This window comes from Enterobacter sp. 302C9, from assembly GCF_034106085.1.
Classification (GTDB): Bacteria; Pseudomonadota; Gammaproteobacteria; order Enterobacterales; family Enterobacteriaceae; genus Enterobacter; species Enterobacter asburiae_B.
Window position 1 is genome coordinate 237,167 of sequence record NZ_JAWNBW010000005.1, and the last position, 25,142, is coordinate 262,308.

A 25,142-nucleotide genomic window follows, 5' to 3' on the forward strand; every position below is an offset into this window, starting at 1 on the left:
GGAATTAGGGGATTTGCGCTCTTTGTGCTAAACTGGCCCACCGTTAGTGATATACACTCTCGGTTGGATAGTTAATTTGGCGAGATTATACGATGATCAAACAAAGGACACTTAAACGTATCGTTCAGGCGACTGGTGTCGGTTTACATACCGGCAAGAAAGTCACGCTGACGTTACGCCCTGCGCCGGCCAATACCGGGGTCATCTATCGTCGCACCGACTTGAATCCACCGGTAGATTTTCCGGCCGATGCCAAATCTGTGCGTGATACTATGCTCTGTACTTGTCTGGTGAACGAGCATGACGTGCGGATTTCTACCGTAGAGCACCTGAACGCCGCCCTGGCGGGTCTGGGTATCGACAACATTATTGTTGAAGTCGATGCGCCAGAAATCCCGATTATGGATGGCAGTGCTGCACCGTTCGTCTATCTGTTGCTGGATGCCGGCATCGAAGAACTGAACTGCGCGAAGAAATTTGTACGCATCAAAGAGACCGTTCGCGTCGAAGATGGCGACAAGTGGGCTGAATTCAAACCGTACAATGGTTTCTCGTTGGACTTTACCATCGACTTTAACCATCCGGCGATTGACTCCAGCACCCAGCGCTATGCGATGAACTTCTCTGCCGATGCGTTTATGCGCCAGATCAGCCGAGCCCGTACATTTGGCTTCATGCGTGATATCGAATATCTGCAGTCCCGCGGCCTGTGCCTGGGCGGCAGCTTCGATTGTGCCATCGTTGTTGACGATTATCGCGTACTGAACGAAGACGGCCTGCGTTTCGAAGATGAATTCGTTCGTCACAAAATGCTGGATGCTATCGGCGACCTGTTCATGTGTGGTCACAACATCATTGGTGCATTTACCGCGTTCAAATCCGGTCATGCGCTGAACAACAAACTGTTGCAGGCCGTCCTGGCAAAACAGGAAGCCTGGGAATATGTGACCTTCGAAGACGAAGCTGAACTGCCGCTGGCTTTCAAAGCACCAAGCATGGTTCTGGCGTAACGGTTCAAACCGTTTCGTAAAAAAATCGACTGGTTAACCTGGTACTCTCTCCGACCAGGAAGACCAGTCGTTTTTATTTTTACCCTTCTTCGTTTACCCCAGCGCTATCTCTCGTTTGTCTTACTCAGAAAATATGTGCGTTAGCTGCATTCTTGACCGTTTTTCTCCGCGGCGGCACCTCATTCCTGCTGATGTATATTGGCTTTAGTGGTACTATCTGGGCGCTAAAATGAATAACTGAACTCAGCCTCTGCAAGGCTGGCTTATTGGGTGGAGCAGGTGAGCGGAATACTGACGCGCTGGCGACAATTTGGCAGACGTTACTTCTGGCCGCATCTCTTATTAGGGATGGTCGCGGCGAGTTTCGGCTTGCCTGCGCTCAGCAACAGTGCCGAAGCGGCGACGCCCGCAAAAACCTCCACCACTAAACACGATCTCAGCACGCGGGTTAACTTCACTAACCTCGCGTGGCTTGAAGCCAGTCGCCGCCCAAACTTCACCGTCGATTACTGGCACCAGCACGCTATCCGCACCGTTATCCGCCATCTGTCCTTTGCGATGGCACCGCAGGCCATGCCTGTTGCGGAAGAGGCGCTGCCGGTGCAGGCTCAGCATCTTGCCCTGCTGGACACGCTCAACGCGCTGCTCACGCAGGACAGCCAGCCGCCGGTCATGGTTCGTCAGACAACGCAGCGTGCGTTTGTTTCACCAGCTTCATTCTCTGTTTCAACCTGGATTAGCCAGGCTCACGGCATTCGCGCCGGGCCGCAACGCCTCAGCTAAATTAACTTTTTCAATACCTTAATTTATCTGCCCACAATGGGGCGTTTGAGAATTTATTATGCTAATCAAATTGTTAACTAAAGTTTTTGGTAGTCGTAACGATCGTACCCTGCGCCGTATGCGCAAAGCTGTTGCCGTCATCAACGGTATGGAACCAGCGATGGAGAAGCTCTCTGATGACGAGCTGAAAGCGAAAACTGCGGAATTCCGTGCGCGTCTGGAAAAAGGTGAAACCTTAGAAAGCCTGATCCCGGAAGCGTTTGCTGTCGTGCGCGAAGCGAGTAAGCGTGTATTCGGCATGCGTCACTTCGACGTTCAGCTGCTGGGTGGTATGGTGCTCAACGAGCGCTGCATCGCGGAAATGCGTACCGGTGAAGGTAAAACCCTGACCGCAACGCTGCCGGCTTACCTGAACGCGCTGACCGGTAAAGGCGTTCACGTGGTTACCGTCAACGACTATCTGGCGCAGCGTGACGCCGAAAACAACCGTCCACTGTTCGAATTCCTCGGTATGACCGTCGGCATCAACATGTCCGGCCTGCCTGCGCCAGCCAAGCGCGAAGCGTATAACGCGGACATCACCTACGGCACCAACAACGAATACGGCTTCGACTACCTGCGTGACAACATGGCGTTCAGCCCGGAAGAGCGCGTACAGCGTAAGCTGCACTATGCGCTGGTGGATGAGGTTGACTCCATCCTGATCGATGAAGCGCGTACTCCGCTGATCATCTCCGGCCCGGCTGAAGACAGCTCAGAGATGTACCGTAAGGTCGACAAAATCATTCCACACCTGCTGCGCCAGGAGAAAGAGGACTCGGATACCTTCCAGGGTGAAGGCCATTTCTCCGTAGATGAAAAAGCGCGCCAGGTGAACCTGACCGAACGCGGTCTGGTGAAAATTGAAGAGCTGCTGGTAGCTGAAGGCATCATGGAAGAGGGCGAGTCCCTGTACTCTCCGAGCAACATTATGCTGATGCACCACGTGACCGCTGCACTGCGCGCCCACGCGCTGTTCACCCGCGACGTCGATTACATCGTTAAAGACGGCGAAGTGATCATCGTCGATGAACACACCGGCCGTACCATGCAGGGACGTCGCTGGTCTGACGGTCTGCATCAGGCTGTGGAAGCCAAAGAAGGTGTGGATATTCAGAATGAAAACCAGACGCTGGCGTCTATCACCTTCCAGAACTACTTCCGTCTGTACGAGAAGCTGGCGGGGATGACCGGTACTGCTGATACCGAAGCGTTTGAATTCAGCTCCATCTACAAGCTGGATACCGTGGTCGTTCCAACCAACCGTCCGATGATCCGTAAGGATATGCCGGATCTGGTGTACATGACCGAAGCGGAAAAAATTCAGGCGATCATCGAAGATATTCGCGACCGCACTGCCAATGGCCAGCCGGTTCTGGTGGGGACCATCTCCATCGAGAAATCTGAAGTGGTTTCTCACGAGCTGACTAAAGCGGGTATCAAACATAACGTTCTGAACGCCAAATTCCACGCCAAAGAAGCGGACATTGTTGCGCAGGCGGGTTATCCGGCTGCCGTAACCATTGCCACCAACATGGCGGGTCGTGGTACCGATATTATGCTGGGCGGTAGCTGGCAGGCTGAAGTGGCGGAGCTTGAAAACCCAACGCCAGAACAGATTGCGCAGATCAAAGCCGACTGGCAGGTTCGTCATGACGCCGTTCTGGCGTCCGGCGGTCTGCACATCATCGGTACAGAGCGTCACGAGTCTCGTCGTATCGATAACCAGCTGCGTGGCCGTGCGGGTCGTCAGGGTGATGCCGGTTCATCTCGCTTCTACCTGTCTATGGAAGATGCGCTGATGCGTATTTTCGCCTCCGACCGCGTGTCCGGCATGATGCGTAAGCTGGGGATGAAACCTGGCGAAGCCATCGAGCACCCGTGGGTGACTAAAGCGATCGCTAACGCACAGCGTAAAGTGGAAAGCCGCAACTTTGATATTCGTAAGCAGCTGCTGGAATATGATGATGTGGCTAACGATCAGCGTCGCGCAATCTATACTCAGCGTAACGAACTGCTGGACGTGTCCGACGTGAGCGAAACCATCAACAGCATTCGTGAAGATGTGTTTAAAGCCACCATCGACGCGCATATTCCACCGCAGTCTCTGGAAGAGATGTGGGATATCGAAGGCCTGCAGGAACGTCTGAAAAATGACTTTGACCTCGATTTGCCAATCAAAGAGTGGCTGGATAAAGAGCCTGAGCTGCACGAAGAGACCCTGCGCGAACGTATCTTTGAAACCGCGCTGGACGTCTACAAGCGTAAGGAAGAGGTAGTTGGCGCTGAAATGATGCGTCATTTCGAAAAAGGCGTGATGCTGCAGACGCTCGACTCCCTGTGGAAAGAGCACCTGGCGGCGATGGACTACCTGCGTCAGGGTATTCACCTGCGTGGCTATGCGCAGAAAGATCCGAAGCAGGAATACAAGCGTGAATCCTTCTCCATGTTTGCCTCGATGCTGGAATCACTGAAGTACGAAGTGATCAGCACCCTGAGCAAGGTTCAGGTGCGTATGCCGGAAGAAGTGGAAGCGATGGAGCAGCAGCGTCGTGAAGAGGCCGAGCGTCTGGCACAGATGCAGCAGCTGAGTCATCAGACCGACGACAGCGAAGCCGCAGCGGCGATCGCCGCGCAGACCGGCGATCGTAAAGTGGGCCGTAACGATCCGTGCCCGTGTGGTTCCGGTAAAAAGTACAAGGCGTGCCACGGCCGTCTGAGCTAAGTACATAAAAAAACAAAAAGGCGCAGATTTCTGCGCCTTTTTTATGGAAGTGACAATATGAAAATACTGCAAATTGCCGTCGGGATTATTCGCAACCCGCAAAACCAAATCTTTATCACCCAGCGCGCTGCCGACGCCCATATGGCAAACAAGTGGGAGTTTCCAGGCGGTAAAATCGAGTCAGGTGAAACGCCGGAAGAGGCGCTGGTTCGGGAGCTTCAGGAAGAGGTGGGGATTACTCCGCTTGGCGCAACGCTGTTTGATAAGCTTGAGTACCAGTTTCCTGACAGGCACATCACGCTGTGGTTCTGGCTGGTGGAAAACTGGGAAGGTGAACCCTGGGGAAAAGAGGGACAGCCGGGTAACTGGGTGGAACTTCAGGCAAGTGATGCCGAAAAATTCCCGCCAGCTAATGAACCCGTGATCCTGCGGTTAGTCGCACAACCGTAGGCCTGCTGAGCGAAGCGCCAGCAGGCTTTACAGATTACTGCTGGGTTTCGCTCCAGTCATCGCTGTCCGAGAGATCGCCTTCGCTTGGAATGCGTTTCTCTTCCGCCGCCCATTCGCCCAGGTCAATGAGCTGACAGCGCTTACAGCAGAATGGGCGGAACGGACTGACTTCGCCCCAGACAACGGTTTTGCCACAGGTTGGGCAGCTTACGGTGGTGACATCAGACATCGGCACTCCTTAACAACAGGCCAGTTCAAAATCGAGACGTTCCGGCACGGTGCCATTTTCACTGTCCAGCGGCATAAAGCGAATCGCAAAGCGGCTCTTATGCCCGGAAATCTGTGGGTAAAGCTGTTCGCCGAGAGACAGATTGAGACGCAGAAGATCGGCATCATCACCGTTATCCTGGAAGAAACCATTCAGGCTGGTTTGCTTGCGGAACGGCGCAGAGTTACGGATCAGATCGAGGATCAGCGACAGCGTCTGGTTCATTGGCTCCAGGCTTGCCAGCCAGCTGTTCACCTGTGCGTCACGCTGCGCCTGTGGCATATGTAGCCACATATGTAGCGTCGGCAGGTCGAAGCTACAGCAGCCGCCAGGAATGCTCAGACGCTGGCGCACCAGGCCAATCAGGCGGTCTTCACGCAAAAACTGCCCGACGCGCGGCGCGGCCATCAGGACGGCGCTGCTGCTTTTCAACTGCTGGCGGAGCGCGTCGATACGGCTCTGATCTACGCCGGGGACCTCTGTCCATGCCTGCAATTTACGCTGCTGGCGCTCCAGCTCTTTGAGTAATTCTGTGCGGACATCGCCGCGTTCAATCACATCCAGCAGATCGCCTACGTTGCGGAAGAAGTGCAGCGCGGTGGCATGATCGTTAACAGGCAGATGTTGTGAAAGTTGTTGAATAAGGAATTCGATGCGCAGCCAGGTGCGCATTTTTTCGTTGAGCGGATGCTCAAAAAGGATGTGTGTCGACATTATGGTTTTTCCTGTGCAACGGCCTGCGCGGCGAACGTCAGATACTGCGCGTGCAGACGGGCAACATCCGATGCAATGGCATCTGGTGCGCCGTTATTATCAATAACATCATCCGCCACGGCAAGGCGCTGAGCGCGCGTAGCCTGAGCGGCAAGAATTTGTTCAGCATGCTCCCGAGAGACGAGATCGCGCGTCATGGTTCTCTGGATTTGCGTTTCGGGTGCGACATCAATCACCAGCACACGATCGGCTTTCTTCTGCAGCTGATTTTCAACCAGTAGCGGAACCACCCACAGGACATAGGGCGAGCGGGCTGCGGCTATCTGACGTTGAGTTTCCTGGTGGATGATGGGGTGGAGCAGGGCATTAAGCCAGGCTTTTTCCGCAGAATCAGAAAAAATACATTCTCGAAGCTGACGGCGATTCAGTGTGCCATCGGCACTGATGACTGCCTGACCAAAATGTTCTGCGATGGCCTTTAGCGCGGGTGTATTGGGCTCTACCACCTGGCGGGCAATGATATCGGCATCAATAATCGTGATACCCAAACGAGAGAACGCGTCCGCAACGGTACTTTTGCCACTACCGATGCCGCCGGTTAATGCGACGATATACCCCATTAATTCAAATCCTGGGAATTATTCATTATTAAAATCAGTTGTTTAAAACTATTAGGTGCGCTGGCAACTGTTTGGCCCTGTTTACCGGCTTTTTACCAGGTAAATTTATAGGATTGTAGCGTAAAAAAAGAGAATTTCGCAGTCTTGCGGAGCAGGTATTAGTGCGTATGATAACGTCACTGGAGTTGTGCTTTTAACATATTTGCCTCTAACCCCAGGAATCCGCACATGCGTATCGAAGAAGATCTGAAGTTAGGTTTCAAAGACGTTCTTATCCGCCCAAAACGCTCTACACTGAAAAGTCGCTCAGACGTTGAACTCGAACGTCAATTCACCTTTAAGCATTCCGGTCAGACCTGGTCTGGCGTGCCGATCATCGCCGCCAACATGGATACTGTGGGAACCTTTGAGATGGCAACCGCCCTGGCACAGTTCGACATTCTCACCGCCGTGCACAAACATTACAGCCCTGAAGAGTGGAATGCGTTTGTTGCGTCCGCGCCTGCTGACGTGGTCAAGCATGTGATGGTTTCTACCGGGACCTCCGATGCGGATTTCGAGAAGACCAAACAGATCCTGAACGCTAACCCGGCGCTCAACTTCGTTTGTATTGACGTGGCGAACGGTTACTCCGAGCACTTCGTGCAGTTCGTCAGCAAGGCGCGTGAAGCCTGGCCGACGAAAACCATCATCGCGGGTAACGTGGTGACCGGTGAAATGTGTGAAGAGCTGATCCTTTCCGGTGCAGATATCGTGAAAGTGGGTATTGGCCCGGGCTCCGTGTGCACGACCCGCGTCAAAACCGGCGTCGGTTATCCGCAGCTTTCCGCCGTCATTGAATGCGCCGATGCGGCGCACGGTCTGGGCGGTCAGATCATCAGTGATGGCGGCTGTACCATGCCGGGTGATGTTGCGAAAGCCTTCGGCGGCGGCGCAGACTTCGTAATGCTCGGCGGTATGCTGGCAGGCCACGAAGAGAGCGGTGGTACCGTTGTTGAAGAGAACGGCGAGAAATTTATGCTCTTCTACGGTATGAGCTCTGAATCCGCGATGACCCGTCACGTCGGTGGCGTGGCAAAATACCGTGCGGCAGAAGGTAAAACCGTGAAGCTGCCTCTGCGCGGCCCGGTTGAATACACCGCGCGCGATATCCTCGGCGGCCTGCGCTCGGCCTGCACCTACGTTGGGGCATCCCGCCTGAAAGAGCTGACGAAACGTACGACGTTTATTCGCGTTCAGGAACAGGAAAACCGCGTATTCAATAGCCTGTAATGGCTTCTGCTGGCGCATGCCCGTGCGCCAGCACTGTTTAGCCCTAACCCGCGCTCATCGCATCTCCCAGATGGAAAATCGGTAGGTACATTGCCACTACCAGCGTGCCGATGATGACCCCTGTCACAATCAGAAGCACTGGCTCGAGAAGTGCCGCCAGATTATCTGCCCGTTGAAAGGTCTGTTCCGTGTGGTGCCGGGCGAGATTTTCCAGCATGATGTCCAGCGCACCTGACATTTCACCGGTTCGTAAAAGCTGAATACACAGCGGGGTAAAGATGGCCGCTTTCTGAAAGGATGACCAGACGGGGAGACCTTTTTCAATGTCCTCCCGAACGCTGTGGAGTATCCCCCGCCAGTAACAACTTTCAACGGTCTCCTCTGCGCTCTCCAGTCCCTGTAAAAAGGGGATACCTGCCTGCTGCGTGAGTGATAGCACGGTAAAGATGTGTCCCAGCTTTTGGCCTTTTGCCAGCGCGCCCATCACGGGCGTATGGATCAGTATGCGCTGCCAGCGAGGGTTCTGCCTCAGAGCCCAGGCGGCGGCTAAGGGCGCTAATAACGCGGCGAACAACGCGAGGGCATAGGACTGGATAAATGCGGCCATCCCCATGACCATTTGTGTCAGCATCGGAAGCGGCGTGTTAAACGTTTTGTAGATCGCGGCAAACTCGGGCAAGACCAGAATGACCATCGCCAGCACCACGAGTACGGCCAGCGTCAGGACGATCGCCGGATAGCGCAGGGCCTTTTTCACCTTCTCTCTGAGCTGCTGCTGCGCTTTTTGCTGCTGCGCGAGCTGGCGGCAGCACTCCTCCAGTTTCCCTGTGAGCTCACCGGTTTTCACCATCGAGACATGCAGTGGGCTAAACACCGCTGGCCACTTTTTTAGCGACTCAGAAAAGGGGGATCCCTCACTGAGCTCATCGGCAATGCTTTGCAGCAGCGCCTGCCACGGTTTTAACGGATGTTGCTCTGCCAGCATCTGCAGGCTGTGGGACAACGTCAGCCCCGCCTGCAGAAGCGTCGCGAGCTGGCGAAACATCTCGTAGCAGTGATGCGGCCGCCAGCGGTGCCGCTGAGCGCATCGGGTCAGCGCCAGAGGATGGAGATCGCTACGCATCAGCCTGGTGAAGGCGGCATTGCGGTCTGTGGCCCAGAGTGTCCCGCTTCGGGGCTCACCTTCTTTGGTGAGTGCTCGCCAGCGCCAGAGCTGATTAGCAGCCATCCGGCATTCCCAGCACGCGCACCAGCTCTTCGATCGTGGTCAGCCCTTTTTCGACGGCCATGCAGCCGTGCTCAAAAAGAGAAATCATTCCCGCCTGCCGGGCGCTCGCCTCTATCACTTCGATTCCCGCCCTGCTGGCAATGGCCTGGCGCAGGGCATTGTCGATCGCCAGTACTTCAAAAATGGCCACGCGGCCATAAAAACCGTGATAACAGCGATCGCAGCCGGTGGGCTGCCAGCGTGGAAGCGGTCTTGACCATACGGCGCGCGGTAATTCAGCATGCTCGCTGGCTTCCCGGCGACAGTGCGGACACAAACGCCGGACCAGCCGCTGGGCAATCACCATCGACAGCGCGGAAGATATCATCCAGCGCGCGACGCCCATCTGCTCCAGGCGAATCAGGGTTTCCGTCGTCGAGTTGGTGTGCAGCGTTGACAGCACCAGATGACCGGTCTGAGCGGCATTAACGGCAATTTCTGCCGTTTCACCGTCACGGATTTCGCCGACCATAATGATGTCTGGATCCTGACGCAGCAGCGCCCTCAGCACGCTCTGGAATGTTAAACCCGCCCGGGGATTAATCTGCGTCTGGTTTAATCCCGCAAGGGGGATCTCAATCGGATCCTCCACGCTACAGATGTTGACGTCAGGGGTATTACGCGCCTGCAGCGCGCTGTACAGCGTCACGGTTTTGCCGCTGCCGGTAGGGCCGGTGACCAGAATCAGCCCCTGCGGCTGGTGGAGAACCTCATTGAAACAGGCCAGTTGTTCTGCGCTCATGCCAAGCGCTTTCGGCTCAAGAGCCTGTTGAACCTGATGCAGGAGACGCAGCACAATTTTCTCGCCACCGCTGCAGGGAAGCGTCGCGATCCGAAACGAGACCGGCTCGTTTGCCAGCTCAATCGTAAACTGACCGTCCTGAGGTAAACGACGTTCAGCAATATCCAGGTTACCCAGCACCTTTAAACGTGCGCTGAACAGGATGGCCAGCGAGGCGGAAAGCGGAGGCTGGGGGCAAAGAACCCCGTCGATGCGTAACCGAATCTGGCATGCATGCTCCATCGGTTCGATATGAATGTCGGAGGCGCGCTGGTTGATTGCCTGCTGCAGCGTGTGGTTGAGGATATCCACCGTCGAGTGTGTTTGCGAAACGACGGGCAGATGCGATTGTGACGTTAGCTGCTGGTGTTTTTCCATGCGCTCAGCGCTCCAGCACTCAATATCAATCCGTTTCTGGGTCGCGAAGCGCAGCGCCTCCATGAGTTCAGCCGCGGGGCTGCCCACGACGGCGATGCTGACCATGTCACTGTCGCTGGTGAGCAGCAGTGCGTGATGGCGCTGACAAAGCGCCACGAGTTGATCGGTATTCATTATCCGCTCCTCAGTTATTGTCGAAGCGGAAAACGTCTTCGCAGGCCTGTTTCAGGGCGCTGTCAGCACTGATGTTGCAGTCGCGCGTCCAGCCCGTCATACCGTTGCCGTCGCTCCACCGTGGCGTCATGGTTACCGTCAGCCCGTTAAGACTCTCTTGTCCTGTTAAGGTCACGGTCCCTTTCGCCACGCTCATTCCTGAAACGTAGCGTGTTGTGGTGGGGGAAGGGATACCGTTACTGCCGGCGTCGCAGCTCTCCACGCCACCGTGATCCAGCGCGCAAAGCTCAATGGCCGTGCGGTAGGGAACGAAGGTTTGCAGCATATCGGTCAGCGCCGCCTTGCGCAGGTAGTTCTGATAGGCGGGAACGCCGATGGCGCTCAGAATCGCAATGATGCCAATGACCACCATCAGCTCAATGAGGGTGAAGCCTTGTTGTCTGTCCATATCTGCTCCTTATGCAAAGTGGCGCTACTTTGTCAGCGAGAAAGAGCAGAAACGAGAGGCAAAAAAGGGAACGGGAATGAGGCTTCAGAGAATTTATTCAGTGTTGCAGGGAAGAACAGCGGATCTGCGAGCGGGGCTGAAATTCCCCTCTCCGGGTGGAGAGGGGAGAATGCGTTATTTGAAGCGCATTGAGAGGTCGAGGGCGCGAACGTGTTTGGTCAGCGCGCCGACGGAGATGTAATCCACGCCGGTTTCGGCGAATTCACGGATCGTTTCGAAAGTGACGTTCCCGGATACTTCAAGCTGGGCCCGGCCGTTAGTCAGTTTTACCGCCTCGCGCATCTGCTCTGTTTCGAAGTTATCGAGCATGATGATATCGGCCCCGGCCTTGATCGCCTGCTCCAGCTCTTCCAGGCTTTCGACCTCTACCTCGACAGGCACATCCGGGTGCAGCCAGAAGGCTTTTTCCACCGCCTGACGCACGGAGCCAGAGGCAATAATGTGGTTCTCTTTAATCAGGAAGGCGTCGGATAAGCCCAGGCGATGGTTTGCGCCGCCGCCGCAGAGCACCGCATACTTCAGCGCGGTGCGCAGGCCCGGCAGCGTTTTGCGGGTATCCAGCAGCTGGGTGCGGGTACCGGCCAGCAGGTCAACGTAGCGACGCACTTCACTGGCCACGCCAGAGAGCGTTTGTACAAAATTGAGCGCGGTACGTTCGCCGGTCAGCAAGACGCGGGAAGGACCGTCCAGTTCAAACAGCGGCTGGTTTGCCGTAATTGCATCGCCGTCCTCAACGTGCCAGATAATCTGCACATCATCACCCGCCAGCTGGGTAAAGACCTCTTCAACCCAACGCTTGCCGCAAAAAACGCCGTCTTCACGGGTGATAATGACCGCGTGCGAGCGCGTCTCTTTTGGCAACAATTGTGCGGTAATATCCTTATCAGCGTTAACGTCACCGCCCAGATCTTCTTTCAAAGCATGGGAGACGCTTGCCGGAATATCCATATTAATACGTTCCAGAAGCGCTTCACGTCGGTGGTCGGGGTTGTAGCGGCGAGGCGGCATGATAAAACTCCAAATTGGTAACGAATCATAATATTGAAACATGCTACTCTGAACCGAGTCATTGCACCATACAGAAGGAGTTCCAGCATGTTGTTAGAAAACGGATGGCTGGTGGATGCGCGGCACGTGCCCTCGCCGCACCACGATTGCCGCCCGGAGGATGAAAAGCCCACACTGCTGGTGGTTCATAATATTAGTCTCCCGCCGGGTGAATTTGGCGGCCCGTGGATCGATGCGTTATTCACGGGAACGATTGATCCCGATGCTCATCCCTTCTTTGCTGAAATTGCACATCTGCGCGTATCGGCTCACTGCCTGATTCGTCGCGATGGTGAAGTGGTTCAGTATGTTCCCTTTGATAAGCGCGCCTGGCATGCCGGCGTGTCGATGTATCACGGGCGCGAACGGTGCAACGATTTTTCTATCGGGATCGAACTGGAAGGCACGGATACGACGCCCTACACCGATTCACAGTATCAACAGCTAGCGGCAGTGACCCGCACGCTTATCGGACTCTACCCGGCTATCGCCGACAATATCACGGGACACAGTGATATAGCCCCGGAGAGAAAAACCGATCCCGGCCCGGCCTTTGACTGGCCCCGGTTTCGCGCCATGCTCACCGCGTCGTCAGAATAAGGAGATACCATGACGTTGTTTACCATGCTGCTGGTTATCATCGCTGAACGCCTGTTCAAGCTCGGCGAGCACTGGCATCTGGATCACCGGCTGGAGGTATTATTCCGCCGTATCAAACATTTTTCCATGCTGCGCACGCTGCTGATGATGGCTGGGGTGATGGTCATTACGTTCCTGCTCCTGCGTTCGCTGTACGGACTCTTTTTCAACGTGCCGCTGCTGGTGGTGTGGATCCTGCTTGGGGTGCTGTGCATTGGCGCAGGCAAGGTGCGTTTACACTATCACGCATACCTGAAAGCCGCCTCCCGTGACGATGCCCATGCGCGCGGTGCCATGGCGAGCGAGCTGACGATGATCCACGGCGTGCCGCCGGACTGTGACGAGCGCGAATTCCTGCGCGAGCTGCAAAACGCGCTGCTGTGGATTAACTTCCGTTACTACCTTGCGCCGCTGTTCTGGTTTGTAGTGGGTGGTCCGCTGGGGCCGGTACTGCTGATGGGATATGCGTTCCTGCGCGCCTGGCAGACCTGGCTTGCCCGTTATCTGACGCCGCATGAACGCCTGCAGTCCGGTATTGACGCCATCCTGCACGTGATCGACTGGCTCCCGGTGCGTCTGGTCGGCGTGGTGTACGCGTTAATTGGTCACGGTGAAAAAGCGCTGCCCGCATGGTTCGCTTCTCTTGCCGATCGCCATACGTCGCAGTACCAGGTGCTAACGCGTCTGGCGCAGTTCTCGCTGGCGCGTGAGCCGCATACCGACAAGATTGAAACGCCGAAAGCCGCTGTCTCCATGGCGAAGAAAACGTCGTTTGTGGTGGTGGTGATCGTGGCGCTACTGACGATTTACGGCACGCTGGTGTAGGCCAGCGCGCCGCAAAGGCTAAAGCGTATCCGCGGGCGGGATGCCGAAATCAGGCATCCCGCTTTCATTCCAGCGGACAAGCTTCAGTCGGGTATGGCGATTCGGATCGTACAGCGGGTCGCCCTCAATTTCGGTGTAATTCCGCGCGTGATACACCAGCACATCTTCCCCTTCCGGCGTTTGCGTAAAACTGTTGTGGCCCGGGCCGTACTGACGATTTTCGTAGCTAGTAACGAACACAGGACGCGGGGATTTGTGCCAGTTTGCCGGGTTTTGCGGATCGGCATTCAGGTCTATCCACAGTAAACCCATGCAGTAGTTCTCGTCGGTAGCGCTGGCGGAATAGCTGATAAACAGCTTATCGCCGTGAACCAGTACCGCCGGGCCTTCGTTGACCCAAAACCCGCGACGCTCCCAGTCGTGGTCAGGCTTGCTGAGCATCACCGGCTCGCCTTTCAGCGTCCACGGGTTCTCCATTTCACACAGATAAAGATTGGAGTTACCGGTGATGTCCGGCGCTTTTTGCGCCCACAGATACCAGCGTTTCCCCTGATGAACAAAGGTGGTGGCGTCCAGAGCGAAGGTATCGAAAGGCGTTTTGATTTGCCCTTTCTCCACCCACGTGCCGGTGAGCGGATCGCCGTCGGCACATTCAATGGCGAACATACGGTGCTGGAACATTCCGAGCGCGTCGAGCGCCTGGGTGTGCGTCGCAGCAAAATAGATGTACCACTTCCCGTCGATGTGGTGCAGTTCCGGCGCCCAGATCAGCTGGCTCATCGGGCCGGTGTTGGGCTTGCGCCAGACCACCACTTCTTCGGCATTACGTAAGCCTTCCAGAGACTCTTCGCGGCGGATCGCCAGCCTGTCGTACTCCGGCACGGAGGCGATAAAATAGTACTGCCCCTCGTGGCGTAAAATGTACGGATCGGCGCGTTGTTCAATAAACGGGTTTGGCCACTGATGCATTTGGCTCTCCTTATTTTGTCTCTGCGGCTTTGAGTTCCTGATAATCATTCAGCTCGCGGTAGTTATTGCGACGCTTTTCCAGATCGGACTGGATCTGCTTCATGGTTTCGCGGTCCACTTTCAGCAGGCGCACCACGCCCGCGGTAACTAAGTATCCAATGCCGGGAATGACGGTAAAGAGCAGCACGATCCCATTAATGGCGTCCGCGCTCTGCGCTTTTGCGCCCGCGTCATAGCCGTACCAGGAGAGCAGGAAGCCGACCATCGCCCCGGCAATCGCCAGCCCCAGCTTCAGGAAGAAGATGTTGCCGGAGAAGCTGATCCCGGTGATGCGCTTACCGGTCTTCCACTCGCCGTAGTCGTCCACGTCGGCCATCAGCGACCAGTGCAGCGGAGACGGGATCTGGTGCAAGATGTTCAGCAGGAAGTAGAGCACCACGATGGTGGCGGTGGCTTTCGGGTCGAAGAAATAAAAGGCGGTTGAGAAAATCGCCAGAACGATATTGGTCCAGAAGAAGACCTTGAGCTTACACCAGCGGTCGGTCAGCACTTTTGCCAGCACGCTGCCGAGCATCATGCCGACCACGCCCAGGCTGATAAACAGCGTGGCGAAATGGGTGCTCTGGCCCATCACCCAGGTGACGTAATACATGGTGGCCGCCATGCGGATAAAGCCCGGGCAGACGTTGCACAGGGTCAGGAGCAGAATGCGTACCCACTGGTCGTTCTTCCACACGTCTTTCAGATCGTTTTTCAGCTCGTCGTTGGTCTGTACCGCCGGGCGCACGCGCTCGCGCACGGTGGCGAAGCAGAACAGGAACATGCAGGTTCCAATCAGCGCCAGAACGGTCATCGCCATTTGATAGCCTTTGGCTTTGTTATCCCCGCCAAACCAGTCGGCCATCGGCAGCAGCGTTAATGAGAGCAGCAGCGTGGCGATGCCGACCAGCACGAAGCGATACGACTGGCAGGCCACGCGCTCCTTTGGATCGTTGGTGATCACCCCGCCCAGCGAGCAGTAGGGAATGTTGATGGCCGTATAGGTTAAAGAGAGCAGGAAGTAGGTGACAAACGCATAGATAACTTTGCTGTTATAGCTCCACTCCGGCGTGGTGAACATCAGAATGCTGAACAGCGCGTAGGGGAAAGCGATCCACAGCAGCCATGGACGAAACCGACCATATTTGCTGCGGGTACGGTCAGCAATCGCGCCCATGATCGGGTCCGTTACGGCGTCAATCACGCGCACGGAAAGCAGCAGCACGCCGACCAGCGCAGGGGCGAGGCCAAAAATATCCGTATAAAAATAGTTAACAAACAGCATGATGGCGCCGAAGATGATGTTGCATCCCGCGTCGCCCATCCCATAGCCGATCTTTTCTTTTACTGACAGTGTGTTGTTATCCATCGACAGCTCTCCGGTTTACGGTATGGAGAGAATTATTTGCTGGCAAAGGAATATATGCGTTGCAGTATCAGGGCGGTGATATGGATAAATGCGCTGTGGGCGTGAAAGTGTGAGGGAGGTAACAACGCGCGGCACCCGCAAAAGCAGGCGCCGCGGAGAGAGGCTTAGTGTGCTTTCATGGCATTACGGCTTTTCTGGCTGAAGAGATAGCCCACGCCAAGGATCGCAATCCAGACCGGGATCAGGTAGACGGAAATCGCCATACCCGGGGTGATCAGCATGATCACCAGTACGGCCGCCATGAACACCAGGCACACCCAGTTGCCCAGCGGATAGAGCAGGGCAGGGAAGCGGGTGGTGACGCCCTGCTGCTGCTTGGCGCGGCGGAACTTCATGTGCGCCAGGCTGATCATCGCCCAGTTGATGACCAGGGCAGAGACCACCAGTGCCATCAGCAGGCCAAACGCCGATTCCGGTGCCATATAGTTAATGAGCACGCACAGCGCGGTCACAACCGCCGAAACCAGAATTGTGTTTACCGGCACGCCGCGTTTATCGACGTTGAGCAGCGCTTTAGGCGCGTTGCCCTGCTGGGCCAGGCCGAACAGCATACGGCTGTTGCAGTATACGCAGCTGTTGTAAACGGAGAGCGCTGCTGTCAGAACAACCACGTTGAGTGCGTTTGCTACAAAGGTATCGCCCAGCTCGTGGAAGATCAGCACAAACGGGCTGGTGTCGGCGGTCACGCGCGTCCACGGCAGCAGGGAGAGCAGCACGGCCAGCGAGCCCACATAGAAGATCAGAATGCGGTAGATAACCTGGTTAGTGGCTTTTGGAATGCTCTGCTCCGGGTTGTCGGCTTCAGCGGCGGTGATGCCCACCAGCTCGAGTCCGCCGAAGGAGAACATGATGATGGCCATCATCATCACGAGGCCCGTCATGCCGTGAGGCAGGAAGCCGCCCTGTTCCCAGAGGTTGCGCACGGTTGCCTGCGGGCCGCCGTTGCCGCTGAACAGCAGCCAGCCGCCGAAGATGATCATCGCCACAACGGCAATGACCTTGATGATAGCGAACCAGAACTCCATCTCACCGAACACTTTTACGTTGGTCAGGTTAATGGCGTTAATAATGACGAAGAAAGCCGCTGCGGAGGCCCAGGTTGGGATCTCGGGATACCAGAACTGAATGTATTTCCCGACGGCGGTAAGCTCGGCCATGGCAACCAGAACGTACAGCACCCAGTAGTTCCAGCCCGAGGCGAAACCGGCAAAGCTGCCCCAGTATTTATAGGCAAAGTGGCTGAAGGAGCCTGCGACCGGCTCTTCAACGACCATTTCACCCAGCTGGCGCATAATCAGAAAGGCAATAAAGCCGGCAATCGCGTAACCCAAAATAATGCCGGGACCGGCTGACTGGATAACGGATGCGCTGCCCAGAAACAGGCCGGTACCAATCGCACCGCCCAGTGCGATGAGCTGTATATGGCGGTTTTTAAGCCCGCGCTTTAGCTGATCGCCGTGCTGTTGAGCTTCCATTTGAAACCTCGTGTGTGGTTGTTATGTTCACGCTGTGCGTGTGTAATTATGAAAATCCATATTCTGTATTTATTTCTTTACGGTTAACGAGACCGAAAAAAGCGGACATGACTTCCGTAAGCGCAAGAATAGTGGTAAGCGCCTGCGAATGCACCTGCTTTATGAAGGGGTGATGACGACTTGAATAAAAAGAAAGCATTTGTAAATCGGCCCGCTCATTCTTCCTAACCCAACCTATAGAATAGAAATGCTCCGTAAGTGGGCGAATTTTCATTATTTGCCTTGTTGAATCGCTTCAGATTGCAAAAGCCCTCGTTTCATTATGGTTAAAACTCCCTCTTAAGGAGTAATCAACTCATTTGTGCAAAGTTACATTTCTGAAACGTTATTTCTGTAAGGTTGTTAAAATGTGCAGGGTTTACTGATTTCAATCAAAACCAATATGGACAGAAGGTGAATACTTTGTTACTTTAGCGATACGAAATAGAAATTGGTAAGACCAATTGACTCCGGGCAAAAAGGCGTAAGACAGGGAATATGGCCTACAGCAAAATTCGCCAACCAAAACTATCTGATGTGATTGAGCAGCAGCTGGAGTTTTTAATCCTCGAAGGGACTCTGCGCCCGGGTGAGAAACTTCCGCCAGAACGCGAGCTGGCAAAACAGTTCGACGTTTCACGTCCCTCTCTGCGTGAGGCGATTCAACGTCTCGAAGCAAAGGGCTTGCTGCTTCGTCGCCAGGGCGGCGGAACCTTTGTGCAAAACAGCCTGTGGCAGAGCTTCAGCGATCCGCTGGTAGAACTTCTCTCTGACCACCCAGAATCCCAGTTTGACCTGCTTGAGACCCGTCACGCGCTTGAAGGTATTGCGGCCTATTACGCCGCCCTTCGCAGCACTGATGAAGATCGCGTGCGTATCCGCGAACTGCATCAGGCCATTGAACGGGCACAGCAGTCCGGCGATCTAGACGCCGAGTCCAGCGCCGTCGTCCAGTATCAAATCGCCGTCACCGAAGCGGCCCACAACGTGGTGCTCCTCCATCTGCTACGCTGCATGGAGCCGATGCTGGCCCAGAACGTTCGTCAGAATTTTGAATTGTTGTATGCCCGTCGGGACATGCTCCCACTGGTAAGCAACCATCGCACCCGAGTATTCGAGGCGATAATGGCCGGGGAACCGGAGCAGGCGCGCGAAGCGTCGCACCGACATCTGGCTTTCATTGAGGAAATCTTGCTGGACCGCAGCCGTGAACAATCGCGTCGCGAACGTTCATTACGCCGCATACAGCAACGAAAGGATTAAGCGCCAGGTACTTTTAGAGCGCGGCAACTAAACGCAGAACCTGTCTTATTGTGCTTTTGGTTGTTCAAATAGTTCGGGTTATATCGCGGCGGCAAGCGCGCGAATCCCCGGGAGCATAGCGAACTATGTGACCGGGGTGAGAAAGCGCAGCCAACAAAGAGATAACCCGAAATATTAAGAACAAAGAGCACAATGGGACAGGTTCCAGACAAATCAACGTATTAGATAGATAAGGAATACCCCCATGTCAGAACGTCTCCAAAATGACGTGGATCCGATCGAAACTCGCGACTGGCTACAGGCGATCGAATCGGTCATCCGTGAAGAAGGTGTTGAGCGCGCTCAGTATCTGATTGATCAGCTGCTTTCTGAAGCCCGCAAAGGCGGTGTGAAGGTTGCTTCAGGTGCAGGGGCTAGCAACTACGTAAACACGATTGCCGTCGAAGACGAACCGGAATACCCGGGCAATCTGGATCTGGAACGTCGTATCCGTTCTGCAATCCGCTGGAACGCCATCATGACCGTTCTGCGCGCATCCAAGAAAGACCTGGAACTGGGTGGCCACATGGCGTCCTTCCAGTCTTCTGCGACCGTTTACGAAGTGTGCTTCAACCACTTCTTCCGTGCAGCGAACGAGAAAGACGGCGGCGATCTGGTGTACTTCCAGGGCCACATCTCTCCGGGCATCTATGCACGTGCATTCCTGGAAGGTCGTCTGACTGAAGAGCAGATGAACAACTTCCGTCAGGAAGTACACGGTAAAGGTCTGTCTTCTTACCCGCACCCTAAACTGATGCCTGAATTCTGGCAGTTCCCGACCGTATCTATGGGTCTGGGCCCAATCGGTGCGATCTATCAGGCTAAATTCCTGAAATACCTGGAACACCGTGGTCTGAAAGACACTTCTGAGCAGACCGTTTACGCCTTCCTGGGCGACGGCGAAATGGATGAGCCAGAATCCAAAGGTGCGATCACCATCGCAACCCGTGAGAAGCTGGACAACCTGTGCTTCATCATCAACTGTAACCTGCAGCGTCTGGATGGTCCGGTAACCGGTAACGGCAAGATCATCAACGAACTGGAAGGCATCTTCGCAGGTGCTGGCTGGAACGTGATCAAGGTCATGTGGGGCGGTCGTTGGGATGAGCTGCTGCGTAAAGACACCAGCGGTAAGCTGATCCAGCTGATGAACGAAACCGTTGACGGTGACTACCAGACCTTCAAATCCAAAGACGGTGCCTACGTGCGTGAGCACTTCTTCGGCAAATATCCTGAAACCGCAGCACTGGTTGCAGACTGGACTGATGAGCAGATCTGGGCTCTGAACCGCGGTGGTCACGATCCGAAGAAAGTCTACGCTGCACTGAAAAAAGCGCGCGAAACCAAAGGTAAAGCGACTGTAATCCTGGCCCATACCATCAAAGGTTACGGCATGGGTGATACCGCAGAAGGTAAAAACATCGCTCACCAGGTTAAGAAAATGAACATGGACGGCGTGCGTTATATCCGCGACCGTTTCAACGTTCCAGTGACCGATGAGCAGGTAGAAAACCTGTCTTACATCACCTTCCCGGAAGGTTCTGAAGAGCACAAGTACCTGCACGAACGTCGTCAGGCGCTGAAAGGCTACCTGCCAGCTCGTCAGCCTAACTTCACCGAGAAGCTGGAACTGCCAGCGCTGGAAGACTTCTCTCAGCTGCTGGAAGAGCAGAACAAAGAGATCTCTACCACTATCGCTTTCGTTCGTGCCCTGAACGTGATGCTGAAGAACAAATCGATCAAAGATCGTCTGGTTCCAATCATCGCCGACGAAGCGCGTACTTTCGGTATGGAAGGTCTGTTCCGTCAGATCGGTATCTACAGCCCGAACGGCCAGCAGTACACCCCGCAGGACCGTGAGCAGGTTGCATACTACAAAGAAGACGAGAAAGGTCAGATCCTGCAGGAAGGTATCAACGAGCTGGGCGCAGGCGCATCCTGGCTGGCTGCTGCGACTTCTTACAGCACCAACAACCTGCCGATGATCCCGTTCTACATCTACTACTCCATGTTCGGGTTCCAGCGTATCGGTGACCTGTGCTGGCAGGCAGGCGACCAGCAGGCTCGCGGCTTCCTGGTAGGCGGTACGTCCGGTCGTACGACTCTGAACGGTGAAGGTCTGCAGCACGAAGATGGCCACAGCCACATTCAGTCTCTGACTATCCCTAACTGTATCTCTTACGACCCGTCTTACGCGTACGAAGTGGCAGTCATCATGCATGACGGTCTGCAGCGCATGTACGGTGAAGCGCAAGAGAACATTTACTACTACATCACCACCCTGAACGAAAACTACCACATGCCGGCAATGCCAGCAGGTGCCGAGGAAGGTATCCGTAAAGGTATCTACAAACTCGAAACCATCGAAGGTAGCAAAGGTAAAGTTCAGCTGCTGGGCTCCGGCTCTATCCTGCGTCACGTACGTGAAGCAGCGCAGATCCTGGCGAAAGACTACGGCGTGGGTTCCGACGTGTACTCTGTGACCTCCTTCACTGAACTGGCGCGTGATGGCCAGGATTGTGAGCGCTGGAACATGCTGCACCCACTGGAAACTCCACGCGTTCCGTACATCGCTCAGGTGATGAACGACGCGCCAGCGGTGGCGTCTACTGACTATATGAAACTGTTCGCTGAGCAGGTTCGTACTTACGTTCCAGCTGATGATTATCGCGTTCTGGGTACTGACGGCTTCGGTCGTTCTGACAGCCGCGAAAACCTGCGTCACCACTTCGAAGTTGATGCTTCTTACGTGGTTGTAGCAGCACTGGGCGAACTGGCTAAACGTGGCGAAATCGATAAGAAAGTGGTTGCGGACGCAATCACCAAATTCAACATCGATGCAGAAAAAGTTAACCCGCGTCTGGCGTAAGAGGTAAAAGAATAATGGCTATCGAAATCAATGTACCGGACATCGGGGCTGATGAAGTTGAAATCACCGAGATCCTGGTCAAAGTAGGCGACAAAGTTGAAGCTGAACAGTCGCTGATCACCGTAGAAGGCGACAAAGCCTCTATGGAAGTCCCGTCTCCTCAGGCTGGCATCGTTAAAGAGATCAAAGTCTCTGTTGGCGATAAAACCGAGACTGGCAAACTGATCATGATTTTCGATTCCGCCGACGGTGCAGCAGCTGCTGCACCTGCGCAGGAAGAGAAGAAAGCCGCTCCGGCCGCCGCTGCTCCAGCAGCTGCCGCGAGCGCGAAAGAAGTGAACGTGCCTGACATCGGCGGTGACGAAGTTGAAGTCACTGAAATCCTGGTGAAAGTGGGCGACACCGTTGCGGCTGAGCAGTCACTGATCACCGTAGAAGGCGACAAAGCCTCTATGGAAGTGCCGGCTCCGTTCGCGGGTACCGTTAAAGAGATCAAGATCAACACCGGCGACAAAGTGTCTACCGGCTCCCTGATCATGGTCTTCGAAGTGGCGGGTGCTGCACCTGCCGCCGCGCCTGCGCAGGCCGCTGCTCCGGCTCCGGCTGCTGCACCAGCAGCTGCTGGCGGCGCGAAAGACGTTAACGTACCGGACATCGGCGGTGACGAAGTTGAAGTGACCGAAGTGATGGTGAAAGTGGGCGACAAAGTTGCCGCTGAACAGTCACTGATCACCGTTGAAGGCGACAAAGCTTCTATGGAAGTGCCAGCGCCGTTCGCGGGTACCGTTAAAGAGATTAAGATCAGCACCGGCGACAAAGTGTCTACCGGCTCTCTGATCATGGTCTTCGAAGTGGAAGGCGCTGCGCCTGCCGCAGCTCCGGCTGCCGCGGCTGCTCCTGCCCCGGCTGCTGCACCGGCTCAGGCTGCTAAACCAGCCGCTGCCCCTGCTGCTAAAGCAGAAAAATCTGAGTTCGCTGAAAACGACGCTTACGTCCACGCGACCCCGCTGATTCGTCGCCTGGCGCGCGAGTTCGGTGTGAACCTGGCGAAAGTGAAAGGAACCGGCCGTAAGGGTCGTATCCTGCGCGAAGACGTTCAGACCTACGTGAAAGACGCGGTGAAACGCGCCGAAGCTGCACCTGCTGCAGCCGCTGGCGGCGGTATCCCGGGCATGCTGCCATGGCCGAAAGTGGACTTCAGCAAGTTCGGCGAAATCGAAGAAGTGGAGCTGGGCCGCATCCAGAAAATCTCTGGTGCTAACCTGAGCCGTAACTGGGTGATGATCCCGCACGTTACGCACTTCGACAAAACCGATATCACCGATCTGGAAGCGTTCCGTAAACAGCAGAACGCTGAAGCTGAGAAGCGCAAACTGGACGTGAAATTCACCCCAGTAGTCTTCATCATGAAAGCCGTTGCCGCTGCCCTTGAGCAGATGCCACGCTTCAACAGCTCCCTGTCCGAAGACGGCCAGAAGCTGACGCTGAAGAAATACATCAACATCGGTGTTGCGGTTGATACGCCAAATGGTCTGGTTGTTCCGGTCTTCAAAGACGTGAACAAGAAGAGCATCACTGAGCTGTCCCGTGAACTGACCGTGATCTCCAAGAAAGCGCGTGATGGTAAGCTGACTGCCGGCGAAATGCAGGGCGGCTGCTTCACTATCTCCAGCATCGGCGGCCTGGGTACCACCCACTTCGCGCCGATTGTTAACGCGCCGGAAGTGGCTATCCTCGGTGTGTCCAAGTCCGCGATGGAGCCGGTGTGGAATGGCAAAGAGTTCGTGCCGCGTCTGATGATGCCAATCTCTCTGTCCTTCGACCACCGCGTGATCGACGGTGCTGATGGTGCGCGCTTCATCACCATCATCAACAACATGCTGAGCGACATTCGCCGCCTGGTGATGTAATCGAAAAGCCGGCCAGTCGGCCGGCTTTTTTCTGATAATCTCATGGTGTTTGTGAGGTTATTGGCGAAAGCGACAATTCGTGAGCCGTTTGTTGTTTCAAAATTGTTAACAATTTTGTAAACTGCGGGCGGATAGAACGACCCGGTGGACGACGGGTATAAATTAAGAGGTCATGATGAGCACAGAAATCAAAACTCAGGTCGTAGTACTTGGGGCAGGCCCGGCAGGTTACTCCGCAGCATTCCGTGCAGCGGATTTAGGTCTGGAAACCGTCATCGTAGAACGTTACAGCACCCTCGGCGGTGTTTGTCTGAACGTCGGCTGTATCCCTTCTAAAGCGCTGCTGCACGTAGCGAAAGTTATCGAAGAAGCCAAAGCGCTGGCTGAACACGGTATCGTCTTCGGCGAGCCGAAAACCGATATCGACAAAATTCGTACCTGGAAAGAGAAAGTTATCACTCAGCTGACCGGCGGTCTGGCGGGTATGGCCAAAGGCCGTAAAGTGAAAGTGGTAAACGGTCTGGGTAAATTCACCGGTGCGAACACCCTGGAAGTGGAAGGCGAAAACGGCAAAACCGTGATCAACTTCGACAACGCGATCATCGCGGCAGGCTCTCGCCCAATCGAACTGCCATTCATTCCGCATGAAGATCCACGCGTGTGGGATTCTACCGATGCGCTGGAGCTGAAAACCGTTCCTAAGCGTCTGCTGGTCATGGGCGGCGGTATCATCGGTCTGGAAATGGGTACCGTGTACCATGCGCTGGGTTCAGAGATCGACGTGGTTGAAATGTTCGACCAGGTTATCCCGGCTGCCGACAAAGACATCGTTAAAGTCTTCACCAAACGCATCAGCAAGAAATTCAACCTGATGCTGGAAACCAAAGTGACTGCCGTTGAAGCGAAAGAAGACGGTATTTACGTTTCCATGGAAGGCAAAAAAGCCCCATCCGAACCACAGCGTTACGACGCCGTGCTGGTGGCTATCGGCCGTGTGCCGAACGGTAAAAACCTCGACGCGGGCAAAGCTGGCGTGGAAGTGGACGACCGTGGCTTTATCCGCGTTGACAAGCAGCTGCGCACTAACGTGCCGCACATCTTTGCTATCGGCGATATCGTCGGTCAGCCAATGCTGGCGCACAAAGGTGTTCACGAAGGTCACGTTGCCGCTGAAGTTATCGCCGGCATGAAGCACTACTTCGATCCGAAAGTTATTCCATCTATCGCGTACACCGAGCCAGAAGTTGCATGGGTCGGTCTGACCGAGAAAGAAGCGAAAGAGAAAGGCATCAGCTACGAAACCGCCACCTTCCCGTGGGCTGCTTCTGGCCGTGCTATCGCTTCCGACTGCGCTGACGGTATGACCAAACTGATCTTCGACAAAGAGACTCACCGCGTCATCGGTGGTGCGATTGTCGGTACCAACGGCGGCGAGCTGCTGGGTGAAATCGGTCTGGCTATCGAAATGGGCTGTGACGCTGAAGACATCGCGCTGACCATCCACGCTCACCCGACTCTGCACGAGTCCGTGGGCCTGGCGGCAGAAGTGTTTGAAGGCAGCATCACCGACCTGCCAAACGCGAAAGCGAAGAAGAAATAAGTTTCTTCAG

22 protein-coding genes are annotated in these 25,142 nt (G+C 55.2%); 11 read left to right on the plus strand and 11 right to left on the minus strand.

The features are described 5' to 3' along the window. Nucleotides 1-92 precede the first annotated feature (92 nt). From lpxC to mutT, 4 genes are all read left to right on the plus strand, one after another. Nucleotides 93-1,010, plus strand: coding sequence for a UDP-3-O-acyl-N-acetylglucosamine deacetylase (gene lpxC / locus UR289_RS12630; RefSeq protein WP_008501977.1), 918 nt, complete (start codon nucleotides 93-95; stop codon nucleotides 1,008-1,010). Between the two features lie 279 nt (nucleotides 1,011-1,289). Then, complete coding sequence (gene secM, locus UR289_RS12635) at nucleotides 1,290-1,793, plus strand: secA translation cis-regulator SecM (protein ID WP_033146485.1); 504 nt, start codon at nucleotides 1,290-1,292, stop codon at nucleotides 1,791-1,793. Between the two features lie 58 nt (nucleotides 1,794-1,851). Beyond that, complete coding sequence (gene secA / locus UR289_RS12640) at nucleotides 1,852-4,557, plus strand: preprotein translocase subunit SecA (RefSeq protein WP_023310402.1); 2,706 nt, start codon at nucleotides 1,852-1,854, stop codon at nucleotides 4,555-4,557. Between the two features lie 57 nt (nucleotides 4,558-4,614). After that, nucleotides 4,615-5,007 (plus strand): 8-oxo-dGTP diphosphatase MutT, encoded by a 393-nt coding sequence (gene mutT / locus UR289_RS12645; protein WP_023310403.1) that lies wholly within the window; start codon nucleotides 4,615-4,617, stop codon nucleotides 5,005-5,007. Nucleotides 5,008-5,041: 34 nt separating this feature from the next. Here the strand turns inward: mutT and yacG are convergent, their stop codons facing one another. From yacG to coaE, 3 genes are read right to left on the minus strand one after another with little or no spacing between them, the layout of a single operon-like run. Next, a complete protein-coding gene (yacG, locus tag UR289_RS12650) occupies nucleotides 5,042-5,236 on the minus strand; it encodes a DNA gyrase inhibitor YacG (RefSeq protein ID WP_023310404.1) in 195 nt (64 codons plus the stop codon). Nucleotides 5,237-5,245: 9 nt separating this feature from the next. Then, nucleotides 5,246-5,989, minus strand: a complete 744-nt coding sequence (zapD, locus tag UR289_RS12655) for a cell division protein ZapD (protein WP_058840538.1) — start codon at nucleotides 5,987-5,989, stop codon at nucleotides 5,246-5,248. Continuing rightward, nucleotides 5,989-6,609, minus strand: coding sequence for a dephospho-CoA kinase (gene coaE / locus UR289_RS12660; RefSeq protein ID WP_320710307.1), 621 nt, complete (start codon nucleotides 6,607-6,609; stop codon nucleotides 5,989-5,991). The genes zapD and coaE overlap by 1 nt, the downstream gene beginning before the upstream one ends. A 228-nt stretch (nucleotides 6,610-6,837) precedes the next feature. Between coaE and UR289_RS12665 the strand changes: the two genes are divergently transcribed. Next, nucleotides 6,838-7,881 carry a GMP reductase gene (locus tag UR289_RS12665; protein ID WP_033144634.1) on the plus strand — a complete coding sequence of 348 codons (1,044 nt, stop codon included), beginning with the start codon at nucleotides 6,838-6,840 and terminating at the stop codon, nucleotides 7,879-7,881. A 43-nt stretch (nucleotides 7,882-7,924) separates the two neighbouring features. Here the strand turns inward: UR289_RS12665 and hofC are convergent, their stop codons facing one another. The 4 genes from hofC to nadC form a co-directional block, all read right to left on the minus strand. Further along, nucleotides 7,925-9,109 (minus strand): protein transport protein HofC, encoded by a 1,185-nt coding sequence (gene hofC / locus UR289_RS12670; protein WP_320710309.1) that lies wholly within the window; start codon nucleotides 9,107-9,109, stop codon nucleotides 7,925-7,927. Continuing rightward, the gene (gene gspE / locus UR289_RS12675; RefSeq protein WP_320710310.1) at nucleotides 9,099-10,481 is read right to left on the minus strand and encodes a type II secretion system protein GspE; all 1,383 of its coding nucleotides are present in this window, start codon (nucleotides 10,479-10,481) and stop codon (nucleotides 9,099-9,101) included. Before gspE ends, hofC begins: the two co-directional genes overlap by 11 nt. A 10-nt stretch (nucleotides 10,482-10,491) precedes the next feature. Continuing rightward, a complete protein-coding gene (gene ppdD / locus UR289_RS12680) occupies nucleotides 10,492-10,929 on the minus strand; it encodes a prepilin peptidase-dependent pilin (protein WP_058840541.1) in 438 nt (145 codons plus the stop codon). A gap of 174 nt (nucleotides 10,930-11,103) precedes the next feature. Next, complete coding sequence (nadC, locus tag UR289_RS12685) at nucleotides 11,104-11,997, minus strand: carboxylating nicotinate-nucleotide diphosphorylase (RefSeq protein ID WP_033144643.1); 894 nt, start codon at nucleotides 11,995-11,997, stop codon at nucleotides 11,104-11,106. A gap of 87 nt (nucleotides 11,998-12,084) precedes the next feature. Here nadC and ampD point away from each other — a divergent pair, with 87 nt between their 5' ends. Together ampD and ampE are read left to right on the plus strand one after the other, a co-directional pair. Beyond that, complete coding sequence (ampD, locus tag UR289_RS12690; RefSeq protein ID WP_024907473.1) at nucleotides 12,085-12,636, plus strand: 1,6-anhydro-N-acetylmuramyl-L-alanine amidase AmpD; 552 nt, start codon at nucleotides 12,085-12,087, stop codon at nucleotides 12,634-12,636. A 9-nt stretch (nucleotides 12,637-12,645) separates the two neighbouring features. Next, a complete protein-coding gene (gene ampE, locus UR289_RS12695; protein ID WP_033144645.1) occupies nucleotides 12,646-13,500 on the plus strand; it encodes a beta-lactamase regulator AmpE in 855 nt (284 codons plus the stop codon). A gap of 18 nt (nucleotides 13,501-13,518) precedes the next feature. Here ampE and UR289_RS12700 read toward each other — a convergent pair whose 3' ends face one another. From UR289_RS12700 to UR289_RS12715, 4 genes are all read right to left on the minus strand, one after another. Beyond that, nucleotides 13,519-14,469 (minus strand): family 43 glycosylhydrolase, encoded by a 951-nt coding sequence (locus UR289_RS12700; RefSeq protein ID WP_087823379.1) that lies wholly within the window; start codon nucleotides 14,467-14,469, stop codon nucleotides 13,519-13,521. Nucleotides 14,470-14,479: 10 nt separating this feature from the next. Further along, nucleotides 14,480-15,877 (minus strand): glycoside-pentoside-hexuronide (GPH):cation symporter, encoded by a 1,398-nt coding sequence (locus tag UR289_RS12705; RefSeq protein ID WP_033144647.1) that lies wholly within the window; start codon nucleotides 15,875-15,877, stop codon nucleotides 14,480-14,482. Between the two features lie 164 nt (nucleotides 15,878-16,041). Continuing rightward, complete coding sequence (gene aroP, locus UR289_RS12710; protein WP_029739677.1) at nucleotides 16,042-17,412, minus strand: aromatic amino acid transporter AroP; 1,371 nt, start codon at nucleotides 17,410-17,412, stop codon at nucleotides 16,042-16,044. 46 nt (nucleotides 17,413-17,458) lie between these two features. Beyond that, complete coding sequence (locus tag UR289_RS12715) at nucleotides 17,459-17,686, minus strand: hypothetical protein (RefSeq protein ID WP_080934400.1); 228 nt, start codon at nucleotides 17,684-17,686, stop codon at nucleotides 17,459-17,461. 263 nt (nucleotides 17,687-17,949) lie between these two features. Here UR289_RS12715 and pdhR point away from each other — a divergent pair, with 263 nt between their 5' ends. From pdhR to lpdA, 4 genes are all read left to right on the plus strand, one after another. Continuing rightward, a complete protein-coding gene (gene pdhR / locus UR289_RS12720) occupies nucleotides 17,950-18,714 on the plus strand; it encodes a pyruvate dehydrogenase complex transcriptional repressor PdhR (protein ID WP_008501960.1) in 765 nt (254 codons plus the stop codon). 244 nt (nucleotides 18,715-18,958) lie between these two features. Continuing rightward, the gene (gene aceE, locus UR289_RS12725) at nucleotides 18,959-21,622 is read left to right on the plus strand and encodes a pyruvate dehydrogenase (acetyl-transferring), homodimeric type (RefSeq protein ID WP_023310418.1); all 2,664 of its coding nucleotides are present in this window, start codon (nucleotides 18,959-18,961) and stop codon (nucleotides 21,620-21,622) included. 14 nt (nucleotides 21,623-21,636) lie between these two features. Then, entirely contained in the window at nucleotides 21,637-23,532 is a 1,896-nt protein-coding gene (gene aceF, locus UR289_RS12730; RefSeq protein WP_039260787.1) for a pyruvate dehydrogenase complex dihydrolipoyllysine-residue acetyltransferase, read from the plus strand. A 175-nt stretch (nucleotides 23,533-23,707) separates the two neighbouring features. Beyond that, nucleotides 23,708-25,132, plus strand: coding sequence for a dihydrolipoyl dehydrogenase (lpdA, locus tag UR289_RS12735; RefSeq protein WP_003856313.1), 1,425 nt, complete (start codon nucleotides 23,708-23,710; stop codon nucleotides 25,130-25,132). Nucleotides 25,133-25,142 lie beyond the last annotated feature (10 nt).